Source organism: Erythrobacter sp. S227 (assembly GCF_057364925.1).
Genome location: NZ_CP200280.1, coordinates 123228 through 141223 on the forward strand (window position 1 = coordinate 123228; position 17996 = coordinate 141223).

Annotated in this window: 19 protein-coding genes; 14 read left to right on the forward strand and 5 right to left on the reverse strand. The window is 58.2% G+C overall.

The annotated features are described in order from the left end of the window. Nucleotides 1-92 precede the first annotated feature (92 nt). From AC0V6Q_RS00545 to AC0V6Q_RS00555, 3 genes are all read left to right on the forward strand, one after another. The gene (locus tag AC0V6Q_RS00545) at nucleotides 93-1109 is read left to right on the forward strand and encodes an alpha/beta fold hydrolase (RefSeq protein ID WP_486166499.1); all 1017 of its coding nucleotides are present in this window, start codon (nucleotides 93-95) and stop codon (nucleotides 1107-1109) included. A gap of 7 nt (nucleotides 1110-1116) precedes the next feature. Then, complete coding sequence (locus tag AC0V6Q_RS00550) at nucleotides 1117-2241, forward strand: NAD(P)/FAD-dependent oxidoreductase (RefSeq protein WP_486166500.1); 1125 nt, start codon at nucleotides 1117-1119, stop codon at nucleotides 2239-2241. A 65-nt stretch (nucleotides 2242-2306) separates the two neighbouring features. After that, nucleotides 2307-2483 (forward strand): YegP family protein, encoded by a 177-nt coding sequence (locus AC0V6Q_RS00555; RefSeq protein ID WP_486166501.1) that lies wholly within the window; start codon nucleotides 2307-2309, stop codon nucleotides 2481-2483. A 79-nt stretch (nucleotides 2484-2562) separates the two neighbouring features. On the opposite strand, the gene rnhA is transcribed toward AC0V6Q_RS00555, so the two are convergent. The 3 genes from rnhA to ispH are packed head-to-tail and all read right to left on the reverse strand — an operon-like array spanning nucleotide 2563 to nucleotide 5028. After that, nucleotides 2563-3024: a ribonuclease HI gene (rnhA, locus tag AC0V6Q_RS00560; protein ID WP_486166502.1), complete on the reverse strand. Its 462-nt coding sequence runs from the start codon at nucleotides 3022-3024 to the stop codon at nucleotides 2563-2565. 30 nt (nucleotides 3025-3054) lie between these two features. Next, complete coding sequence (locus AC0V6Q_RS00565) at nucleotides 3055-4023, reverse strand: homoserine kinase (RefSeq protein WP_486166503.1); 969 nt, start codon at nucleotides 4021-4023, stop codon at nucleotides 3055-3057. 18 nt (nucleotides 4024-4041) lie between these two features. After that, a complete protein-coding gene (gene ispH, locus AC0V6Q_RS00570; protein WP_486166504.1) occupies nucleotides 4042-5028 on the reverse strand; it encodes a 4-hydroxy-3-methylbut-2-enyl diphosphate reductase in 987 nt (328 codons plus the stop codon). A gap of 82 nt (nucleotides 5029-5110) precedes the next feature. Between ispH and AC0V6Q_RS00575 the strand changes: the two genes are divergently transcribed. From AC0V6Q_RS00575 to tatC, 9 genes are all read left to right on the forward strand, one after another. After that, on the forward strand, nucleotides 5111-5788 hold the full coding sequence (locus AC0V6Q_RS00575; protein ID WP_486166505.1) for a hypothetical protein: 678 nt from the start codon (nucleotides 5111-5113) through the stop codon (nucleotides 5786-5788). Nucleotides 5789-5972: 184 nt separating this feature from the next. Continuing rightward, the gene (gene argS, locus AC0V6Q_RS00580; protein WP_486166506.1) at nucleotides 5973-7724 is read left to right on the forward strand and encodes an arginine--tRNA ligase; all 1752 of its coding nucleotides are present in this window, start codon (nucleotides 5973-5975) and stop codon (nucleotides 7722-7724) included. Between the two features lie 43 nt (nucleotides 7725-7767). Beyond that, nucleotides 7768-8523, forward strand: a complete 756-nt coding sequence (locus AC0V6Q_RS00585; RefSeq protein ID WP_486166507.1) for an SPOR domain-containing protein — start codon at nucleotides 7768-7770, stop codon at nucleotides 8521-8523. 137 nt (nucleotides 8524-8660) lie between these two features. Then, on the forward strand, nucleotides 8661-9683 hold the full coding sequence (gene nagZ / locus AC0V6Q_RS00590; protein WP_486169212.1) for a beta-N-acetylhexosaminidase: 1023 nt from the start codon (nucleotides 8661-8663) through the stop codon (nucleotides 9681-9683). Nucleotides 9684-9763: 80 nt separating this feature from the next. Further along, nucleotides 9764-10549 (forward strand): segregation and condensation protein A, encoded by a 786-nt coding sequence (locus AC0V6Q_RS00595; RefSeq protein WP_486169213.1) that lies wholly within the window; start codon nucleotides 9764-9766, stop codon nucleotides 10547-10549. Beyond that, nucleotides 10549-11235, forward strand: coding sequence for an SMC-Scp complex subunit ScpB (scpB, locus tag AC0V6Q_RS00600; RefSeq protein ID WP_486166508.1), 687 nt, complete (start codon nucleotides 10549-10551; stop codon nucleotides 11233-11235). The genes AC0V6Q_RS00595 and scpB overlap by 1 nt, the downstream gene beginning before the upstream one ends. A 137-nt stretch (nucleotides 11236-11372) precedes the next feature. Next, a complete protein-coding gene (tatA, locus tag AC0V6Q_RS00605; protein WP_486166509.1) occupies nucleotides 11373-11624 on the forward strand; it encodes a twin-arginine translocase TatA/TatE family subunit in 252 nt (83 codons plus the stop codon). Nucleotides 11625-11683: 59 nt separating this feature from the next. Beyond that, nucleotides 11684-12091, forward strand: coding sequence for a Sec-independent protein translocase protein TatB (tatB, locus tag AC0V6Q_RS00610; protein WP_486166510.1), 408 nt, complete (start codon nucleotides 11684-11686; stop codon nucleotides 12089-12091). A 9-nt stretch (nucleotides 12092-12100) separates the two neighbouring features. Next, nucleotides 12101-12943 carry a twin-arginine translocase subunit TatC gene (tatC, locus tag AC0V6Q_RS00615; protein ID WP_486166511.1) on the forward strand — a complete coding sequence of 281 codons (843 nt, stop codon included), beginning with the start codon at nucleotides 12101-12103 and terminating at the stop codon, nucleotides 12941-12943. Between the two features lie 6 nt (nucleotides 12944-12949). Here the strand turns inward: tatC and AC0V6Q_RS00620 are convergent, their stop codons facing one another. Both AC0V6Q_RS00620 and AC0V6Q_RS00625 read right to left on the reverse strand, forming a co-directional pair. Next, nucleotides 12950-14620 (reverse strand): amidohydrolase, encoded by a 1671-nt coding sequence (locus AC0V6Q_RS00620; protein WP_486166512.1) that lies wholly within the window; start codon nucleotides 14618-14620, stop codon nucleotides 12950-12952. Continuing rightward, a complete protein-coding gene (locus AC0V6Q_RS00625) occupies nucleotides 14620-15519 on the reverse strand; it encodes an NAD(P)-dependent oxidoreductase (protein ID WP_486166513.1) in 900 nt (299 codons plus the stop codon). Before AC0V6Q_RS00625 ends, AC0V6Q_RS00620 begins: the two co-directional genes overlap by 1 nt. 102 nt (nucleotides 15520-15621) lie before the next feature. Between AC0V6Q_RS00625 and AC0V6Q_RS00630 the strand changes: the two genes are divergently transcribed. After that, complete coding sequence (locus AC0V6Q_RS00630) at nucleotides 15622-16875, forward strand: threonine ammonia-lyase (RefSeq protein ID WP_486166514.1); 1254 nt, start codon at nucleotides 15622-15624, stop codon at nucleotides 16873-16875. A 265-nt stretch (nucleotides 16876-17140) separates the two neighbouring features. Then, on the forward strand, nucleotides 17141-17986 hold the full coding sequence (locus AC0V6Q_RS00635) for an arginyltransferase (RefSeq protein ID WP_486166515.1): 846 nt from the start codon (nucleotides 17141-17143) through the stop codon (nucleotides 17984-17986). Nucleotides 17987-17996 lie beyond the last annotated feature (10 nt).

The following is a 17996-nucleotide window of genomic DNA, read 5'->3' on the forward strand; positions in this document are numbered from 1 at the left end:
TTTCTCGAACTTTGCGTCTTTGGGGTGTGCTACAGCCCAGTGCTTACCAAATAGTAACCACGATCAATGGCTCGGGACTTCGCGCGTTATTCATGAATGAACAAGTGACAAAGGCTTCTCCCAAGGAAGGATACAAGAGCGCTCCCATCGATCGGCGCGTAATCCCTCCCGCTGCGACCGAGAGCAAATGGGCTCTTGAAGACGGGCACGAAGTGCGCCGTATTGACTGGCCGGGCTCAGCCAATGAGGCCGGTTTGCCTGCGCGCGGATCAATCCTGTTTCTGCCGGGGCGCGGCGATTGCTATGAAAAATACCTGGAGACGCTGGAAGAATGGCACCGCGACGGGTGGCGGGTCACCGCATCGGATTGGCGCGGGCAGGCGGGTTCGGGGCGGCTGGGTAAAGACCCCTATACCGGCCACATCGAAGACTTTTCGATCTGGACCGATGACCTTGCCTTTCTGTGGCGCAAATGGGTCAAAGAGGTGCCCGGACCACATGTTATCGCTGCCCACTCCATGGGCGGGCACCTTGTTATGCGCGCTCTGGTCGATGGAAAGCTTGATGGCGACGTGCCTCCAAAGGCCGCTTTCCTCAGCGCGCCCATGCTCGGTATGCAGGGGCCGCCAGTGCCGTTCTTTGTCCAGCATTTTGTCGCAAAGCTGATGACGTGGGTCGGCGCGCCCACACGCCAGGCCTGGAAATGGAGCGAGAAACCCGGGGAACTTCCCAAGGATCGAATTAATCTTCTGACCCACGACCCTGACCGCTATGCCGATGAACAATTCTGGCGCGATACGAGGCCGGAATTGGTGATGGGGCCTGCCAGCTGGCGCTGGGTCGAGCGCGCTTATGCATCATGCCGCGCATTGGATTCAGCCGGCGCGATGGAGCGGGTTGAGACACCGGTGCTTATCGCATCGACCTCGAACGACAAGCTGGTGAGCCACCCTGCCAATGTGCGCGCGGTCAAACGGCTTCCCAAAGGGCGCATGTTCGAACTTGGCGCAAACGCACACCACGAGGTCTTGCGCGAGACAGACGAAGTACGAGCTAGCGTGATGGCTGCTGTCGCGCAGTTTCTGGATGAGGTTGCCCCACCTCAATGACGCCCCAATGACCGCTACACTGTATGATTTTGCCATTGTCGGTGCGGGGATGGCAGGGGCCAGCCTTGCCGCCGAATTGGCACCTTTCGCCAAAGTGCTTGTGCTCGAGGCGGAAGAGGCACCGGGATACCATTCGACCGGGCGTTCAGCTGCATTCTGGGAGGAATGTTATGGCGGGCCCGGCGTTGTGCCGCTCACGCTTGCCTCGGGCCACTACTTGCGCGAGCACGGATTTCTGCGCCAGCGCGGCGCGCTCTATATCGGCCGCGATGAAGACCGCGCGAAACTTGATGATTTCGCGAAGCAATTTGCCGGAAGCGGGGTCACGATTGAGCGCGTCGACGGCGTGCAAGCGCGCAGCCATGCGCCGTTCCTGCGCGAAGAATGGAGCGATGCGATCTATGAGCAGGCTTGCGCAGATATTGATGTTGGAGCCTTGCACCAACACTATTTGAAGGTCCTTAAATCGGCGGGTGCCCAGTTGAAATGCAATGCACGCATTGGTGATGTGGCAAGCGAAGACGGTGGCTGGCGCATCACGACAACCCGCGGCGAGGTGTTTCGCGCCGCCAAACTTGTGAATGCCAGCGGGGCCTGGGCAGACACCGTCGCACAAATGGCAGGGGCGCAGCCCATTGGCATCACCCCGTACCGCCGCACAGTGGCACAATTGCGGGTCGAACCTGGCGCGCCTGATGATATGCCGCTCGTTCTCGATATATCGGGGCAATTCTATTTCAAATCGGACAATGGCCGTCTGTGGCTAAGCCCGCATGACGAAACGCCAAGCGTACCTTGCGATGCGGCACCTGAAGAGATCGATGTTGCCCGTGCAATCGACGCCTTCGAGCGCGCCACCCAGTGGCGTATCAAAGCGGTAGAGCGGCGCTGGGCAGGCCTCCGAAGCTTTGCTCCGGATCGCTTGCCAATCTATGGCCCTGATCCTGATTGCGCGAACTTTCTATGGTTCGCAGGCCAAGGCGGCTTTGGCATTCAAACGGCCCCTGCTGCTGCGAAATTGGGATCGCAGATAATGCTCGGGCTCGAACGCGATGATCTGACCCGAACGATTGATGCACAGGTTTACAATCCATCACGTTTTTGCCGCGAGAAAGCCGTCTGTGCACTCTAGCCAGACGATTTTTGATCTGTATGGTGTGACGCGTTCCACCACCATTTGAGAGGGAAACCAAGAAGATGGCTCACAAGTTTGAAATATACAAAGACAAAGCTGACGAGTTCCGCGTACGCTTCAGCTACAACAGCGAAGTGATGTTCTCGACCCAAGGCTATTCGAGCAAGTCATCAGCCCAGAACGCGATCAATTCGATCAAGAAAAACGGCCCGGGCGCACCGGTCGAAGACAACAGCTAAAGCGTTTACGCTTTATCGAGTTGATGCGCGGGCGTGCCGATAACGGCGCGCCCGTTTTCGTTTCTGCCGCGTTTCTGCCTTAGGAAAGTTCGCCTGCCGCAATCCGGTCTGCGGCATCGCTTGCAAGACGGTCCACACGATCGTTTTCTTCGTGCCCCGAATGGCCTTTGACCCAGTGCCATGACACTTGGTGACGCGAGCTCGCTTCGATCAGGTCATGCCAAAGATCGGCATTGCGCACCGGCTTTTTGCTCGCATTAATCCAGCCGCGCTTTTTCCAGCCGTGAACCCATTTTGTGATCCCGTCGATCACATATTTGCTGTCGGAATACAGATCGACAGAGCATGGCTCGATCAAGGCATTGAGCCCTTCGATGACCGCGATCATCTCCATGCGATTGTTGGTGGTGTCGTCTTCGCCGCCCGAAAGCTCTTTCTCGTGCTGGCCCTTGCGCAAAAGCGCGCCCCAGCCACCTGGTCCAGGATTGCCTTTGCAAGCACCATCTGTGAAGATTTCAACGTGTTTGGGTGGTTTTGCCATTACTCGGCTCGTTTGCCGCAGACTGTGGCTTCATGCAAATATTTCAGCGCCATGTTCGTTGTAGAAGTGCCAGCGTGAGACAAACTGCATTGGGTCCTTGCGCGTCACAAGCGCATCATCGGGCGTATCGAGCCAGTCTTCTGCCCGGCTGGCGATGAACCTGATCGCTGCTCCCTTGGCGATTGCTGGCAGAGCCGACTTCTCTGGCGAGGTTAGAGGCCGCACGCTTTGATAGCCTGCGACCAAGGCGTCTCCGAGATCGGACCTATACGCGCCATGCTCGTCGAAACACCACGCGGCATGCGTGACCGCCAGATCGAGAGCCATGGCTCCCGAGCATGCGAAGTAGAAGTCGATAAGCCCCGTGACCTCATCGCCAAGCATCAGCACATTATCCGGAAACAGATCGGCGTGTATCTGGGCTTGGGGGAGGGCGGACAAATCCAGTTGAGCCGCTTCGAGTGCCGGGCCGAGGATGTTGGGCAAATCGGGGTTTATTGATGCCAAGGGGCCAGCCCCGCATCCCTCAAGGCAAGCCAGGTTTTGACCAAACCCCATGGTGTTATCACGCGATAGGCCAAAATCCTGGCTCGCTGCATGGATCTTGGCGAGGGTTGCCCCCACGGCAAATGCCTGCGTGGCCTCTGGCTTTGCCGGAGAAACACCGGGCAAAAATTCGATCAATGCGACGGCTTTGCCATCCAGCATCCGGAAAGCCGCGCCATCCTTGTCGTGAATGGTGCGCGGGACGGGGCAATCCTTCGCCGACAAATGATCGAGAAGTCCGAGGAAATAGGGCAAGTCCTCAAGCTCTATCCGCCGTTCATACATGGTGAGGATGAAGCGAGCGCCATTGCCGTCTTCTCCGGCAGTGTCGATCAACCAGTTCGAGTTGGAGACGCCTTCCGCGATCCCCTTCGCCGACACCAGCGGTCCGACCGGATAAGGCGCGATAAGCGCCGCCAATTCTTCTGCGCCAAGATGTGTGTAGACGGCCATAAGGCGGGCCCTTTGGCTTTATTCGGTAAGTTGGCGCGGCAGTTTGAAGACCATTTTCTCTTCGGTGTGCTTGATTTCGCGCTCGCTAATGGGGCGGATCTTGGCAAGCGCATCCACGACTTCGCGTACCAGTATTTCAGGCGCGGATGCCCCGGCGGTTAGGCCAATCGTCTCAACACCTTCAAGCCAAGCAGGATCAATCTCGTCGGCCCTCTGGATCAGTTTGCCCGGTGTGCCGAGCCGCTCTGCAACCTCTACCAGCCGCAGTGAATTGGATGAATTGGGCGCACCCACAACCAGAACCAGATCGCAATCATGCGCAAGTTCCTTCACCGCGGCCTGGCGGTTCGAGGTCGCATAGCAGATGTCCTCTGCCTTGGGCCCGCGGATATTGGGATAGCGCCATTCAAGCGCTTCAATCACTTCGCGCGTGTCATCGACCGAAAGAGTGGTTTGTGTGAGGTATGCGAGCGGTTCATCGCTTTCAAAAGGAAGCTTGTCGACGTCCTCGATATTTTCAACGAGGGTCATTTGACCCGGTTCAACCTGACCCATTGTGCCAATGACTTCCGGGTGGCCTTCGTGGCCGACAAAGATGATGTGCCGCCCTTTTTCAAGCTGGCGCTCGGCCTGACGGTGGACTTTTGAGACCAGCGGGCAGGTGGCATCGACATAGATCATATTGCGACGTTCTGCCTCTGCGGGCACCGATTTGGGCACGCCGTGCGCGCTGAACACGACCGGCGCATCGGTCGGCACTTCGTCGAGCTCTTTCACGAAGATCGCGCCTTTGGCCTTCAACCCCTCGACCACATATTTGTTGTGGACGATTTCATGCCGCACATAAACGGGCGCGCCATAGCGTTCGAGCGCTTTCTCGACGATTTCAATCGCGCGGTCGACGCCTGCGCAAAAGCCGCGCGGGGCAGCGATCAGGAGGTTGAGTGGCTCAGCCGACAATGGTGCTGCATCGGCTCCGGTGTCACGGGTTATAGGCGCGTTCATATAAGTCCCTCTAGCGCTTTGCTGCATGGCTCGCTAGGGGCTAAAGAGGCTTTGGACAAATTGCGCATCGCAAGCGCAAGATATGAATTTCGAGGGATCACAGCTTACCATGATGCATCGCAAATCCGCTTTTACCGCTCTTGTTGGAGCCGCTGCGCTGGCTGGCTGTGCTGGCGAGGGCGATCTGGTGATTGACCAGGGTGTCGGCATCACCGCTGTGCTGTCGTCGTGCCCGTCTGTGGGTATTCCCGATTTCACCGGCGATGTGACCACATTCCGTGCCGCTGGCGACAAGACACAGAGCAATCTGGACGTCAGCGCTGCGATGACCAACCTGCGCTCAACCTGCAATGATACCGGCGACAAGGTCTATTCCGAGGCGACATTTGACGTGCTTGCCCGCCGCACCGACACGCGCGGCGCGCGCACTGTGACACTGCCGTATTTTGTGACTGTCCTTCAGGGCAGCAGCGCGGTTGTTACCAAACGTGTGGGCGAGGTGACAGTGACATTCGCCGATGGGCAGGATCGTGCAAGAGCAAGCGCCAAGGCCGGTTCGTTCATCGACCGCTCCGCTGCTTCGCTGCCAGAGGACATTCGCGAGCGTATCACACGCAAGCGACGAGCCGGCGATGCCGATGCAGCGCTTGACCCGCTGTCCGACCCCGAAGTGAAAGCAGCCATTCAGCGCACCCGTTTCGAGATGCTGGTGGGCTTCCAACTGACCGAATCGCAGCTGGCGTATAACGCAACGCGTTAAGGATTGTGTTCGCCCATCCGGGCGAACTCCTCGGCGCTATTCCTTTCCCCTGAAACAAGTTCAGGGTGCGGGGCACCTGTGGGCGGCCGGTCGGCCTTGCGACGCATGGCGCGTCGTTTTGGTTTCGTGTGCCCAGCCTTTCCCTTTTCCCTTTCTCCCCTTTGCGCTAACGGGCGCATGCGAGATGACAGATATGCAAACACTCTACACAGCCTTTGGCGGCACGATTGAAACCGCACTTGGCGCGCTTGTCGCAGACGGTGTGCTGCCGCAAGACGCATCGTTCAAGAATGTGACGCTAGAGCCGCCGCGCGACCCTTCGCATGGCGATCTGGCGACCAACGCAGCGATGGTTCTGGCAAAGCCTGCCAAAACCAAGCCGCGTGCTTTGGCTGAGGCTCTTGTGACCAAGCTGGAGGCAGCCCCCGGCATTGCTAGCGCCGCAATCGCGGGACCCGGCTTTATCAACCTCACGCTCGACCCGCAGGTCTGGCTCGATGAACTGGCAGCAATCACTGCTCTCGCCGATGATTATGGCCGTTCCACCATGGGCAAGGGCACCCGCGTCAATGTCGAGTATGTAAGCGCCAATCCGACCGGCCCCATGCACATGGGCCATTGCCGCGGAGCAGTTGTCGGCGACGCATTGTCAAGCTTGCTTGAGCTTGCAGGACACGAGGTCACGCGCGAATATTACATCAACGATGCGGGCGGTCAGGTCGATACGCTCGCCCGATCTGTGCACCTTCGCTACCGCGAGGCATTGGGCGAAGACATCGGAGAGATCCCGGAAGGGTATTACCCCGGCGATTACCTGAAACCCATTGGCGAATATCTGGCGCAGGAATTGGGCGGCAAGCACCAGGACACCCCCGAAGAGGAGTGGCTACCTTACTTCCGCGCCGAGGCGGTTGAGAAGATGATGGATCTCATCAAGGCCGACCTCGCCTTGCTTGGTATCCATCATAATGTCTTTGCATCCGAAGCCGCACTGCACGCCGCCGGAAAACCCGATTCAGCGGAAAAATGGCTGCGTGAACAAGACCTTGTCTATGACGGCGTCCTTGAGGCTCCCAAGGGCAAGGCACCGCCTGAAGATTGGGAGCCAGTTGAGCTACCCCTCTTCCGCTCGACCAAATTTGGCGATGACCAGGACCGGCCGATCAAGAAATCGAACGGCAAATGGACCTACTTTGGCGCTGACCTTGCTTACCATATGCAGAAAGCGGAAAGCGCCGATGAGCTGATCGATATCTGGGGTGCGGACCATGCGGGCACCGTGAAACGGATCAAAGCCGCCGTCGCTGCTCTTTCCGAAGGGAAGGGCAAACCAACCCCGTTTGATGTGAAGCTGGTCCAGATGGTCCAGCTGATGCGCGGCGGTGAGCCTGTCAAAATGTCCAAGCGTTCCGGTAACTTCATCACGATTGCTGACATGATCGAAGAGGTCGGCCGCGATGTTGTGCGCTTCACCATGCTGACGCGCAAACCCGAAGCGCAGATGGAGTTCGACTTTGCCAAAGTGGTAGAGGCGTCCAAGGATAATCCTGTCTGGTACGTTCAATACGCCCATGCGCGGATCCAATCGACTTTGCGTAAAGCATTGGAAGATGAGGGCTTTTCGCCTTCCTCTGATGCACTGGCAGAGCTTGGCGAAGAGGAACACGCGCTCGTCAAACGCGCCGCGCAATTCCCGCGCGAAGTCGAAGCGGCGGCCAAGGCACGCGAACCGCACCGCATCGCATTTTACCTCTATGACTTGGCAACCGACCTTAATGCCTTCTATTCTTTGGGTAACACTGACACGCAAAAACGCTTCATTGTGAAACAGGACGCGTCTTTGTCACAATCGCGGCTTTTCCTGGCTGCGGCAATCGGGCAAGTTCTGCGCAATGGTCTGCGCGTTCTTGGCGTGGAGGCAGTGGACAGAATGTAGTGGGTCAGGCGGTTAAGCGCTTGAATTCCAGGGGAATAAAGCCGTGATTATCGATGCCGAATTTGAAGAAGTCGAAGGCAGCGAGGGTGAACTCGACCTGTCTGAAGATGACAGCCTGCCTTGGCTTGAAGCGGACGAAGACGACGATGGCGCGGGCGGCGTAGACAACACGCAGATCATTATCCTCGCGCTTATCCTGCTTGGCATTCTGGCCTTGGCGGTGGGCACTGTCTGGATTTTTGGCAGCAAAACTGCCGATGATGCAGCGGTAGCCGACGGAAGCGTGATCGAAGCACCTGAAGGCCCCTACAAAGAGCGTCCCGAAGATCCCGGCGGCAAGGAGTTTGCCGGCACCGGCAATGTTGCCCCGGTGGTTGGCGAAGGCGGCACGCCCGCAGGCGTTATGAACACCGATGGCAATGCTGGGACGGGTGCCAGTGCGGGTTCAGGCGCTGGTGCAGGTACCGGTACCGGGGCAAATGCTGGCGAAGCAGGCGCTGCGACCGCAAACGCGGCCGGAGCGGGCCAATCAGGCACGCAATCAGGTGCAACCACATCGCGCAGCGGTGTTGGCGTCCAGCTCGCAGCCTATTCCTCGCGCGCGCGCGCCGAGCAGGGCTGGAACGAGCTTAGCCGCCGTACCGATGCTCTATCAGGCATGCGCTATCGCATCGAAGAAGGCGTTGTTGACATCGGTACTGTCTATCGCTTGCAAGCCGTGGCGAGCGACCGTGCAGCCGCCGACCGGCTTTGCGCAAACCTCAAATCCGACGGCATTGATTGCCAGGTTAAGGGCTAGTCTGGGCTAATTTTCGGGGCTGATTTTCTGGGAGAGCGGGGATTTCCCGCGTCTTTCCACGTCTTTCCCCGCAAAAACCCCACAATGGATGGTTACGGCGCTTGCCTGATGGGGCAGCGCCTGCAAATCTGCTTTCCATGGTCCCGGCAATATTCGGATGTTCTGGCACAAAGCTGACCGCAGAAGAGCGAGCGTTCTTCCGCGAGGCTGATCCTGCGGGCTACATCCTGTTTGGCCGCAATTGTGAGACGCCCGAGCAACTGCGCGCATTGACCGATGAACTGCGCGATCTGCATGGACGCGATCACCTCCTCATTTCGATAGACCAGGAAGGGGGCCGCGTTGCGCGCCTTCGTCCACCGCATTGGGCGGCCTATCCAAGCGGAGAGGCTTTCGATCAGCTCTACAAGCTTGCCCCAGCAAGCGCGATTGAAGCGGCACGTGCGGGTGCGACCGCGATGGGGCTCGAACTGTCAGCGATGGGGATTACGGTTGATTATCACCCGCCTTTGGACCTTCGCCAAAAGGGTGCGCATGATGTGATCGGAGATCGGTCGCTTGGCCATGATCCCATGCAAATTGCCGCGATTGGCCGCGCGATCCTCGATGGATTGGCAGCAGGCGGCGTCACCGGCTGTATCAAGCATATGCCGGGCCATGGCCGGTCCAGCGTCGACAGTCACAAGGAAATGCCCACCGTCCATGCGAGCGTCGAGGAATTGGAGAGCGACCTTGCCCCGTTCCGCAAACTCAATTCCGCTCTGATCGGGATGACAGGGCATCTCAAATTTCCGGTCTGGGATGCTGAATCGCCTGCCACCCTTTCCAAAACGATTATCGAGGACATCATTCGCGGCGAAATCGGCTTTGACGGTCTGCTCCTTACCGATGACATCGATATGGAAGCGCTTGATGGGACCGTCCCCGAACGCGCAGAGCGCGCCATTGCGGCAGGATGCGATATCGTGCTGAATTGCTGGGCGAAAATGGATCATATGCAAGGCATTTGCGAGCGTTTGCCAAGCATCTCCGAAGCTGCGGCAGGGCGGCTTGATCGTGCGCTCGCAGGAACGCGGGTGGCTGACACTGTCGCTGACGAGGCAAGCGATCTTCTGGCCAAGCGCGACGAGCTTCTCGCCCTTGCAGGAGAAGCTGCATGAGCCCTCCGATCACGACCGAGGCAGAAGACGGCTTTATGCTCACCGGCGGCAGCATGAATGCCTCTGAACCCGGAGCCATCATGCCCGATGGCTGGGACGATGATCCGGCCAAACAGGGCGCGAAGCCCGGCGAAGAAGCGCTCTATCTTGAGCTTGATGGCTGGGAGGGCCCGCTTGACCTGCTCCTCGACCTTGCGCGGCGGCAAAAGGTTGATCTGAAACAGATTTCGATCCTCTCGCTGGTGGATCAATATCTCACTTATATTGAGCGGGCGCAGGACCTTCGGCTGGAGCTTGCTGCCGATTATCTGGTGATGGCAGCGTGGCTTGCTTACCTTAAATCCTCGCTCCTTTTGCCCAAGGATGAGCAGGAAGACCCGAGCCCCGAGGAGCTCGCACTTCGGCTGCAATTGCGCCTGCAACGGTTGGGAGCCATGCGCGAGGCGGCGGCGCGGCTTTTGGGGCGTGACAGGATCGGACGCGATATCTTCCTGCGCGGTGCTCCCGAAGGATTGCGGACCGACCGAAAGACGCTTTGGAAGTCGGATACCTTCTCGCTAATCCAGGCATACGGTCAGGTGAAAGCGCGCACCGCGCCGCGGATTTATCACGTCTCTGATCGCCCGGTTATGACGCTTGATAGCGCGCTTGATCGCGTGTCGGCGATGTTGGGCGTGACGCTCGACTGGATGGAAATTCGAGATTTCCTTCCCAAACATGCAGGGCCCGCCTTGCGCAAGTCGGCCTTGGCGTCGAGCTTTGTTGCAGCACTTGAGCTTGCCCGTCTTGGCCGCGCAGAACTTGATCAGGAGGGCGCGTTTGCACCCTTGCGCATCCGCCGCCTTAAAGAGCGAGTGGAAGGCTGATGTCGGAGGTAGATGGCGAAATCGGCGGCGAACCGGATGAGCTTGAACGCGGCCTTGAGGCCACTCTGTTTGCTGCCGAGGAGCCGCTCACCGTCGATCAAATTGCTGCTCATCTGGGTGATTGCGACAAGGGCCTCGTCCGCGACGCGTTGAAGGCTCTGGCCCATCACTACGAAAATCGCGGCGTGCATTTGGTCGAACGGGGCAAGCGCTGGCATTTCGAAACAGCACCCGACATGGCGCACCTCTTGCGGCGCGAAAAAGAGCAGGTTCGCCGCCTGAGCCGCGCTGCGACCGAGGTTCTTGCCATCATCGCATATCACGAGCCGGTCAGCCGGGCGGAGATTGAATCGATCCGCGGGGTGCAAACCAGTTCAGGAACACTCGATGTGCTGATGGAGGCAGGTTGGATCAAGCTTGCGGGCCGCCGCGAGGTGCCGGGAAGGCCGGTCATTTACGCCACAACGCCGGAATTTCTGGATCATTTCGGCCTTGGTTCGCGCCGCGATTTGCCCGGTATTGACGAACTGCGCGCCTCTGGCCTGCTCGATCCTGTCGATGATGCTTTCGAAGAGGCGATGTCGGTAGGTGATGACGATAGCGAGGCAGAAGCAACGTGCGAACCGGGTGATGAGACGGATTGCGAAGCAGCGCCCGAGCACCCGGCAAACCACACGTCGCAGTAAGATTCTGCTCGCGATTTCATAAGAATCGCCGCTCTCACTGGCGTGATGGCGCGAGAACGCCTATATTGGCTAACGCAAACCCCGTCCCGCGCACGTCTCGCGCAAGTCCCGAACAGGGCAATGAAGAGAGAATCCTTATGTTTGGCCAAGTCGGTATCTGGCAAATTCTTATCCTCGCAGTGGTCATTTTGATCCTGTTTGGACGCGGTCGTATTTCCGAAATGATGGGCGATTTCGGCAAAGGCATTTCCAGCTTCAAGAAAGGCATGAGCGAAGAGTCTGCCTCGACTGATGAAGCCAAAGCCCAGATTGAAGCGCCCGCCAAAGACGCGAGCCCAAAAGAATTTGGCGAGGCCAAGACGAGCGAAAAGAGCGAAGCCTCTAATTAACGCACCTGACGCGCGCGCACGACCCGCGCGCCCTACGCCTTTTGAAAGTCCTTTAGGCAATGTTTGACATCGGCGCAGCAGAGCTTCTGGTGATTATCATCGTCGCGGTCCTTGTGATCGGGCCGAAAGATATGCCTTTGGCCATGCGTCACGCGGGCCGTTGGATCGGAAAAGTTCGCCGCGTTTCCTCGCATTTCCGCACAGGCATTGATGCCATGGTTCGCGAGGCTGAACTCGAAGACATGGAGAAAAAGTGGAAAGCGCAGAATGAAGAGATCATGAAGCGCTCTGCGGCGGAAGTTGAGGCGAGTAAAGGCGAACCTGTCATGACAGGCCCCCCTCCAGTTTCAGAAACAACAGTGCCCGATGCCGAAAGTGCTGCGAAAGACACAGCAAAAAGCATTGCAGCCGCGCCAGCTCCCGAAACGCCAATTTCGCCGGATACGCCGGCCAAGCGCCCGGAATAGGCGGCGAAGATGGCGTTTGAAGTCAAGGATATTGACGAGACCAGAGCACCGCTTCTCGACCACCTGATCGAGCTGCGCAGCCGGTTGATGCGTGCGATTTTCGCTTTGCTGGTCGGGTTCGGCATATGCTTCTATTTTGCCGACCCCATCCTTGGTTTTCTGGTCCAGCCATTGAAAGATGCTTTTCCTGAAGGGGAAGGGCAGCTGATCTTCACCAAACTTCCCGAAATCTTCTTCGTTGAGCTGAAAATCGGCCTGTTCGCAGGTTTCATGGTGAGTTTTCCGATCATCGCGAACCAGCTTTGGGCGTTTGTGGCGCCGGGGCTGTATGCAAATGAAAAGAAGGCGTTTTTGCCGTTTCTTATTGCGACGCCGGTTCTGTTTATCGGCGGCGCGGCGCTTGCGTACTATGTGGTCATGCCACTCGCGTTCTTCTTTTTCCTTGGATTTGGGGGAGAGACAGGCGGGCTTCAGGTCCAGGCGCTCCCATCGGCGGGTGAATACCTCGGCCTTGTGATGCAGTTCATTCTGGCCTTTGGGCTGACGTTCCTGCTGCCCGTTCTGCTGATGCTGCTCCACCGCGCAGGAATTGTGACCCGCGCGCAATTGGTTGCCGCACGGCGCTATGTGATCGTCGGGATCGTCGCGATTGCAGCCCTTGTCACCCCGCCTGATCCGGGCACGCAGGTGATCCTCGCTGTGCCCTTGCTGCTTTTGTTCGAGGGATCGCTTTTGTTGATGCGCGTGCAAGAGCGCAGCATGAACAAGAAGCAGATCGAAGAAGAGGCGGACGCTGAGGATGAAAACGAAAGCGAAGCTGAGGGCGACCCCAGCGATCAACCCGCCGAATAATCCGGTCTAGCGCGCAAAGACGCGTTTTCCTGCTAGGTACACTTCGCGCACTTGCGTCTCGCGGATTTGCGTTGGCGAGGCGAGCATCGGGTCGCGGTTCACAAAGATAAAGTCTGCCCGCTCGCCTGGCACCAATCGGCCAAATTTGCCTTCCGCAAATCCTGCATAGGCTGCGTCAGAGGTGAAGGCGGCCAGGGCTTGCTCGCGGCTCACCGCTTCATGCGCGCGCCAGCCGCCGAACGGATTGCCGTTTTCGTCAGTGCGGCTGATGGCAACGGCTATGCCCGCAAAGACATCGGCCGGCTCAACCGGTGCATCCGAGCCAAAGGCAATCTGGCCGCCCACTTCGATAATGCTCTTCCATGCGTAAGCGCCTCCCAAGCGATCATCACCAAGCCGCGCTTCGGCCATGAACATATCGCTGGTCTGGTGGAGCGGCTGCATCGAGGCAATCGTGCCGTGTTCGCCAAAGCGGGGAAGGTCTGCAGGATCGACGATCTGTGCATGTTCAATGCGCCAGCGGCGGTCACCCTTGTAGCTTTCAGAGAGTTCCGCGATCGCGTTGAGCACGTCGGCATTGGCGGCATCCCCGATCGCGTGCACGGCGGTTTGGAAATTGTCCATCGCTGCGCGGCTCATCCGGTTGCGCAATTGTGCAGGCGACGTGATCGCAATGCCCCTTGTGGTGGGTTCATCGTGATAAGGCTCTTTCAATGTCGCACCGCGCGAACCAAGAGCGCCATCGACATAAAGCTTGATCCCGTTGAGGCGCAGCTTGTCCTCATACAGCCAGGGGGTGGGGCCAGGCCCTCCAATAAGTTCCATCGCATCGGGGCTATCGGCATAGGACATAATCCGGATCCGCAATTGTCCGCGATCAGCGGATCTGCGGAACGTCATCCAATCGACCACCGGCGTGCCCATATCGGCGACCGCCGTGATACCGTTTTCCAGCAGTCTTTCCTGAGCCATCGCAAAGGCCGCGTCGCGATCTTCGGGGCGCGGGGCGGGCACGCTGTCGCCTACGAGGGGGATGGCGTTGTCGATGAAGATACCGGTCGGATTGCCATCTTCATCGCGAATGATGCGGCCGCCATCGGGGCTTTGCGTGTCGGAGGTGATCCCGGCGCGCTCCATCGCTATGCTGTTTGCCCAGTTGGCGTGGTTGTCAGCGCGCTCGAGCCATACGGGGCGATCAGAGACCACCGCGTCCAATTCCGCCGCGGTCGGGAAACGGCCAAGGCCCCATTTTTCCTGGTTCCAGCCGCGGCCCAGAATCCACGGGCGGCCCTGATTGGCCTCGGCAAACTCGGCGACCTTGGCAAGTGCTTCTTCCAGACTGTTCGTGTCTGACAGGTCGAGTGTGAGTGCGGCAAATCCGATGTCCATGACGTGCACATGCGCATCAATCAGGCCCGGCAACATCACCTGTCCTTCGCCGTCCATCGCAAATTCGATGTCTTCGGGCCGCTCTTCCCCGCGCTCCAGAACATGGGTGATGAAGCCGTCATCATCGAAAACGAGCTCTGTAAAGCGTTTGACCTCGCCTGCCTCGTCAATGGTCACCCCGTCGACATTGTAGACAAGCGTATCGGCAAGGGCAGGGCTTGCGACAACAGCGACGCTTGCGGCGAGGCTCGCGGTGAGGAGTGAGCGGATCATTGAAAGTTTCTGCATTACGATTTCGCTTTTGGAAGACGTGAGATAAGTGCGCTGGTGTCATGGCGGCTGCCGCCCGAGGCTTGCACCTCGGCATAGAATTGATCGACCAGCGATGAAATGGGTGACGAAAGGCCAAGGCGCTTTGCTTCGTCAAGGGCATAGCCCAGATCCTTGCGCATCCAGTCGATGGCAAAGCCAAAGTCGAATTTGTCCTTGGTCATGGTCGCCCAGCGATTATCCATTTGCCAGCTTTGCGCGGCCCCTCCGGAAATCGCTTCATAGGTTTTATCAAGATCAAGCCCTGCGCCTTGTGCCAGCCGGATTGCCTCTGACAGTCCGCCAAGAACGCCTGCGATGCACATCTGATTGGCCATTTTTGCCGTTTGTCCAGCGCCCGTGGGACCGACATGGACGATTGATTTTGCATACGGCTCCATCACAGGATTGGCGCGCGCCATCGCCTCGCTCGAGCCGCCGCACATAATCGCAAGCTGACCGTTTTCAGCGCCTGCCTGACCACCGCTGACGGGGGCATCGACAAAGGCAATCCCTTTTGCCTCGCAAGCCGCACCAAGCTGGCGCGCCATATCGGCAGAGGTGGTGGTGTGATCGATCAGGAGTGAGCCTTCAGACATCGTTTCCAGAACGCCGCCAAATGCAGTGGTGACACTTGCCAAATCATCGTCATTGCCAACGCAGGTGCAAACGACATCAGCCCCCTTGGCAGCATCCGAAGGCGTGTCGGCGAATGCGACGTCAAGCCCCTCGTTCTGCCAGCTTTTCCGCCAGTTTTTGGCGCGCTCAGGGGAACGGTTGTAGGCTGTCACACTGAACGCGGCACGGGCCAGATGACCCGTCATTGGCCCGCCCATGACGCCAAGCCCGATAAAGGCGATCTTTATGCTCTTATCCATATGCGGGGCACCTAATAGCTTTACGACACATTTGCCAAGTCAATCGCGCCCACTCAATCATGGTTGCTCTCGTGATTGCGAGGGCTTAGGGCGTTGCGCGTTATGAATGCACCAAACGCAAGCCTCACCGCTGGGCCAACGCCTGCCGACTTGACCCTCGACGATGTCCGCGCAGCCGCTGCCCGCATCGAAGGCTCGGTTGTCAAAACTCCGATGATGGATTCGAAAACCCTGTCGGAGATTACGGGCGCGGAAATCTGGCTGAAGTTTGAAAACCAGCAATTTACCGCCGCCTATAAAGAGCGCGGCGCGTTAAACGCGTTGCTGCATTTGACCGAAGAGCAAAAGAAGCGCGGCGTGATCGCAGCGTCGGCTGGCAACCACAGCCAGGGCCTTTCCTATCACGGCACCCGTTTGGGAGTGCCTGTGACTATTGTGATGCCCAAAACCACGCCCACCGTGAAGGTCATGCAGACCGAAAGCGTGGGCGGAAATGTCGTGCTTGAAGGCGAGACCTTCGACGATGCGTATGCCCATGCGTGCGAGCTCAAAGAAGAGCGCGGGCTTACTTTCATCCACCCGTTTGACGATCCCCATGTGGCCGCTGGACAAGGGACCGTAGCGCTCGAAATGCTGGAGGTGGTCCCCGACCTTGATTGCCTGGTCACACCCATTGGTGGAGGCGGGCTTATCTCCGGAATGGCGACCGTTGCGCGCGCGATTGCGCCAGACGTGGAGATCGTCGGGGTACAAGCGGGCCTTTATCCCAGCATGTTTGCCAAGCTCAAAGGCGAAGATCTCGCTTGCGGTGGTGATACACTGGCAGAAGGCATTGCGGTCAAACAGCCCGGGCATTTCACCTCGCAAGTGATCGCCGAGAAAGTCGACGATATTCTGCTGGTCGATGAGCCGGTCCTTGAAAAGGCGGTGTCATTGCTGCTCCAGATCGAGAAGACTGTTGTCGAGGGAGCAGGGGCCGCTGGCCTTGCTGCCGTGCTCGACAATCCGGAGCGGTTTGCGGGCAAGAAAGTGGGCCTTGTGCTGTGCGGCGGCAATATCGACACGCGCTTACTTGCAAATGTGCTGCTGCGTGATCTTGCCCGGCAAGGCCGCCTTGCGCGTTTGCGGGTAACTTTGCAGGATCGCCCCGGCGCTTTGTTTAAAGTGATGCGCCTGTTTGATAAGCATCACGTCAACATCATCGAGATCTATCACCAGCGGATTTTCACAAGTTTGCCGGCAAAGGGTCTCATCACCGATATCGAATGCGAGGCGCGCGATGCGCAGCAGGTCGAGCAATTGGTCGAGGCCTTGCGGGCAGCGCGATATCACGTAGATGTCGTTGAATTAAACTGATTCCAGGTTCGATCCGAACCGGAAATCTCTCGCGGCGGACATCAGCGTCTGAAGCTGTCCCACAAAGTGACGCACAACGGCCTGATCGTGAAGCATTGCTCCGATCCGGTTCCTTTTTGCGTCCAGTCATGTGCAAAGTAAGACAAAATTCACCGTGAATTTTGGTTAAAGCCCTTTTACCGAGGGGCGCAAATAGGCATAAGAATGTCTTAACGCAGCGATTGCTGATTCCACTATCCGCCTTAGAGGACGAAGAGCCAAACCCGTGACGGCCCCAATCCGCTTCCCCCGTTTCTTTGTGACAAGTCCGGCGCCGTGCCCCTATCTTCCGGGGCGCAGCGAACGCAAAGTGTTCACAGAGCTTAAGGGCGCTCACGCGGATCAGCTTAACGAAGCTCTTGGCAGGATCGGTTTTCGCCGTAGTCAAACCGTTGCCTATCGGCCAAGCTGTCTCGACTGTCAGGCCTGCGTATCCGTCCGTGTCGTTGCAGGTGAATTCAAACCGTCGAGCACACAAAAACGCGATATCAAGCGTAACCGCGATCTTATCGTGACTGAGTGCCGTCCTTGGGCGACCGATGAACAGTTTGAATTGCTGACCAAATATCTCAGCGTGCGTCATCCCGATGGTGGCATGTCGACCATGGACGAGATGGATTATGCCGACATGGTCGAGCACACGCCCGTCACAAGCTCTCTGGTCGAATATCGCGAGCCGACTGAAACGGGTGAACCGGGCAAGCTTATCGGTGCGTGCCTGACCGATCGCCAAGGCGATGGTCTGTCGATGATCTATTCCTTCTATGATCCCGATCATGAAGGGCGCGCAGGCCTTGGCAACTATATCATCCTCGACCATATCCAGCGCGCAGCGCAAAGTGGCCTGCCTTATGTCTACCTTGGCTATTGGGTCGATGGGTCACCGCGGATGCAATATAAAGTGCGTTACCGTCCGCTGGAACAGCTGACCCGTGACGGATGGCGCCGGATGGATGATAATGAGCAGAGCCGCCTGATCGCCGCAGCCACTGCTCCGCGCACCGAAAAGGATGGCGCAATTGCTGGCGCACGGGGTAAAGACGGACAGCCTGTCAAATTCTCTGCGAGTTGACCATTAATTG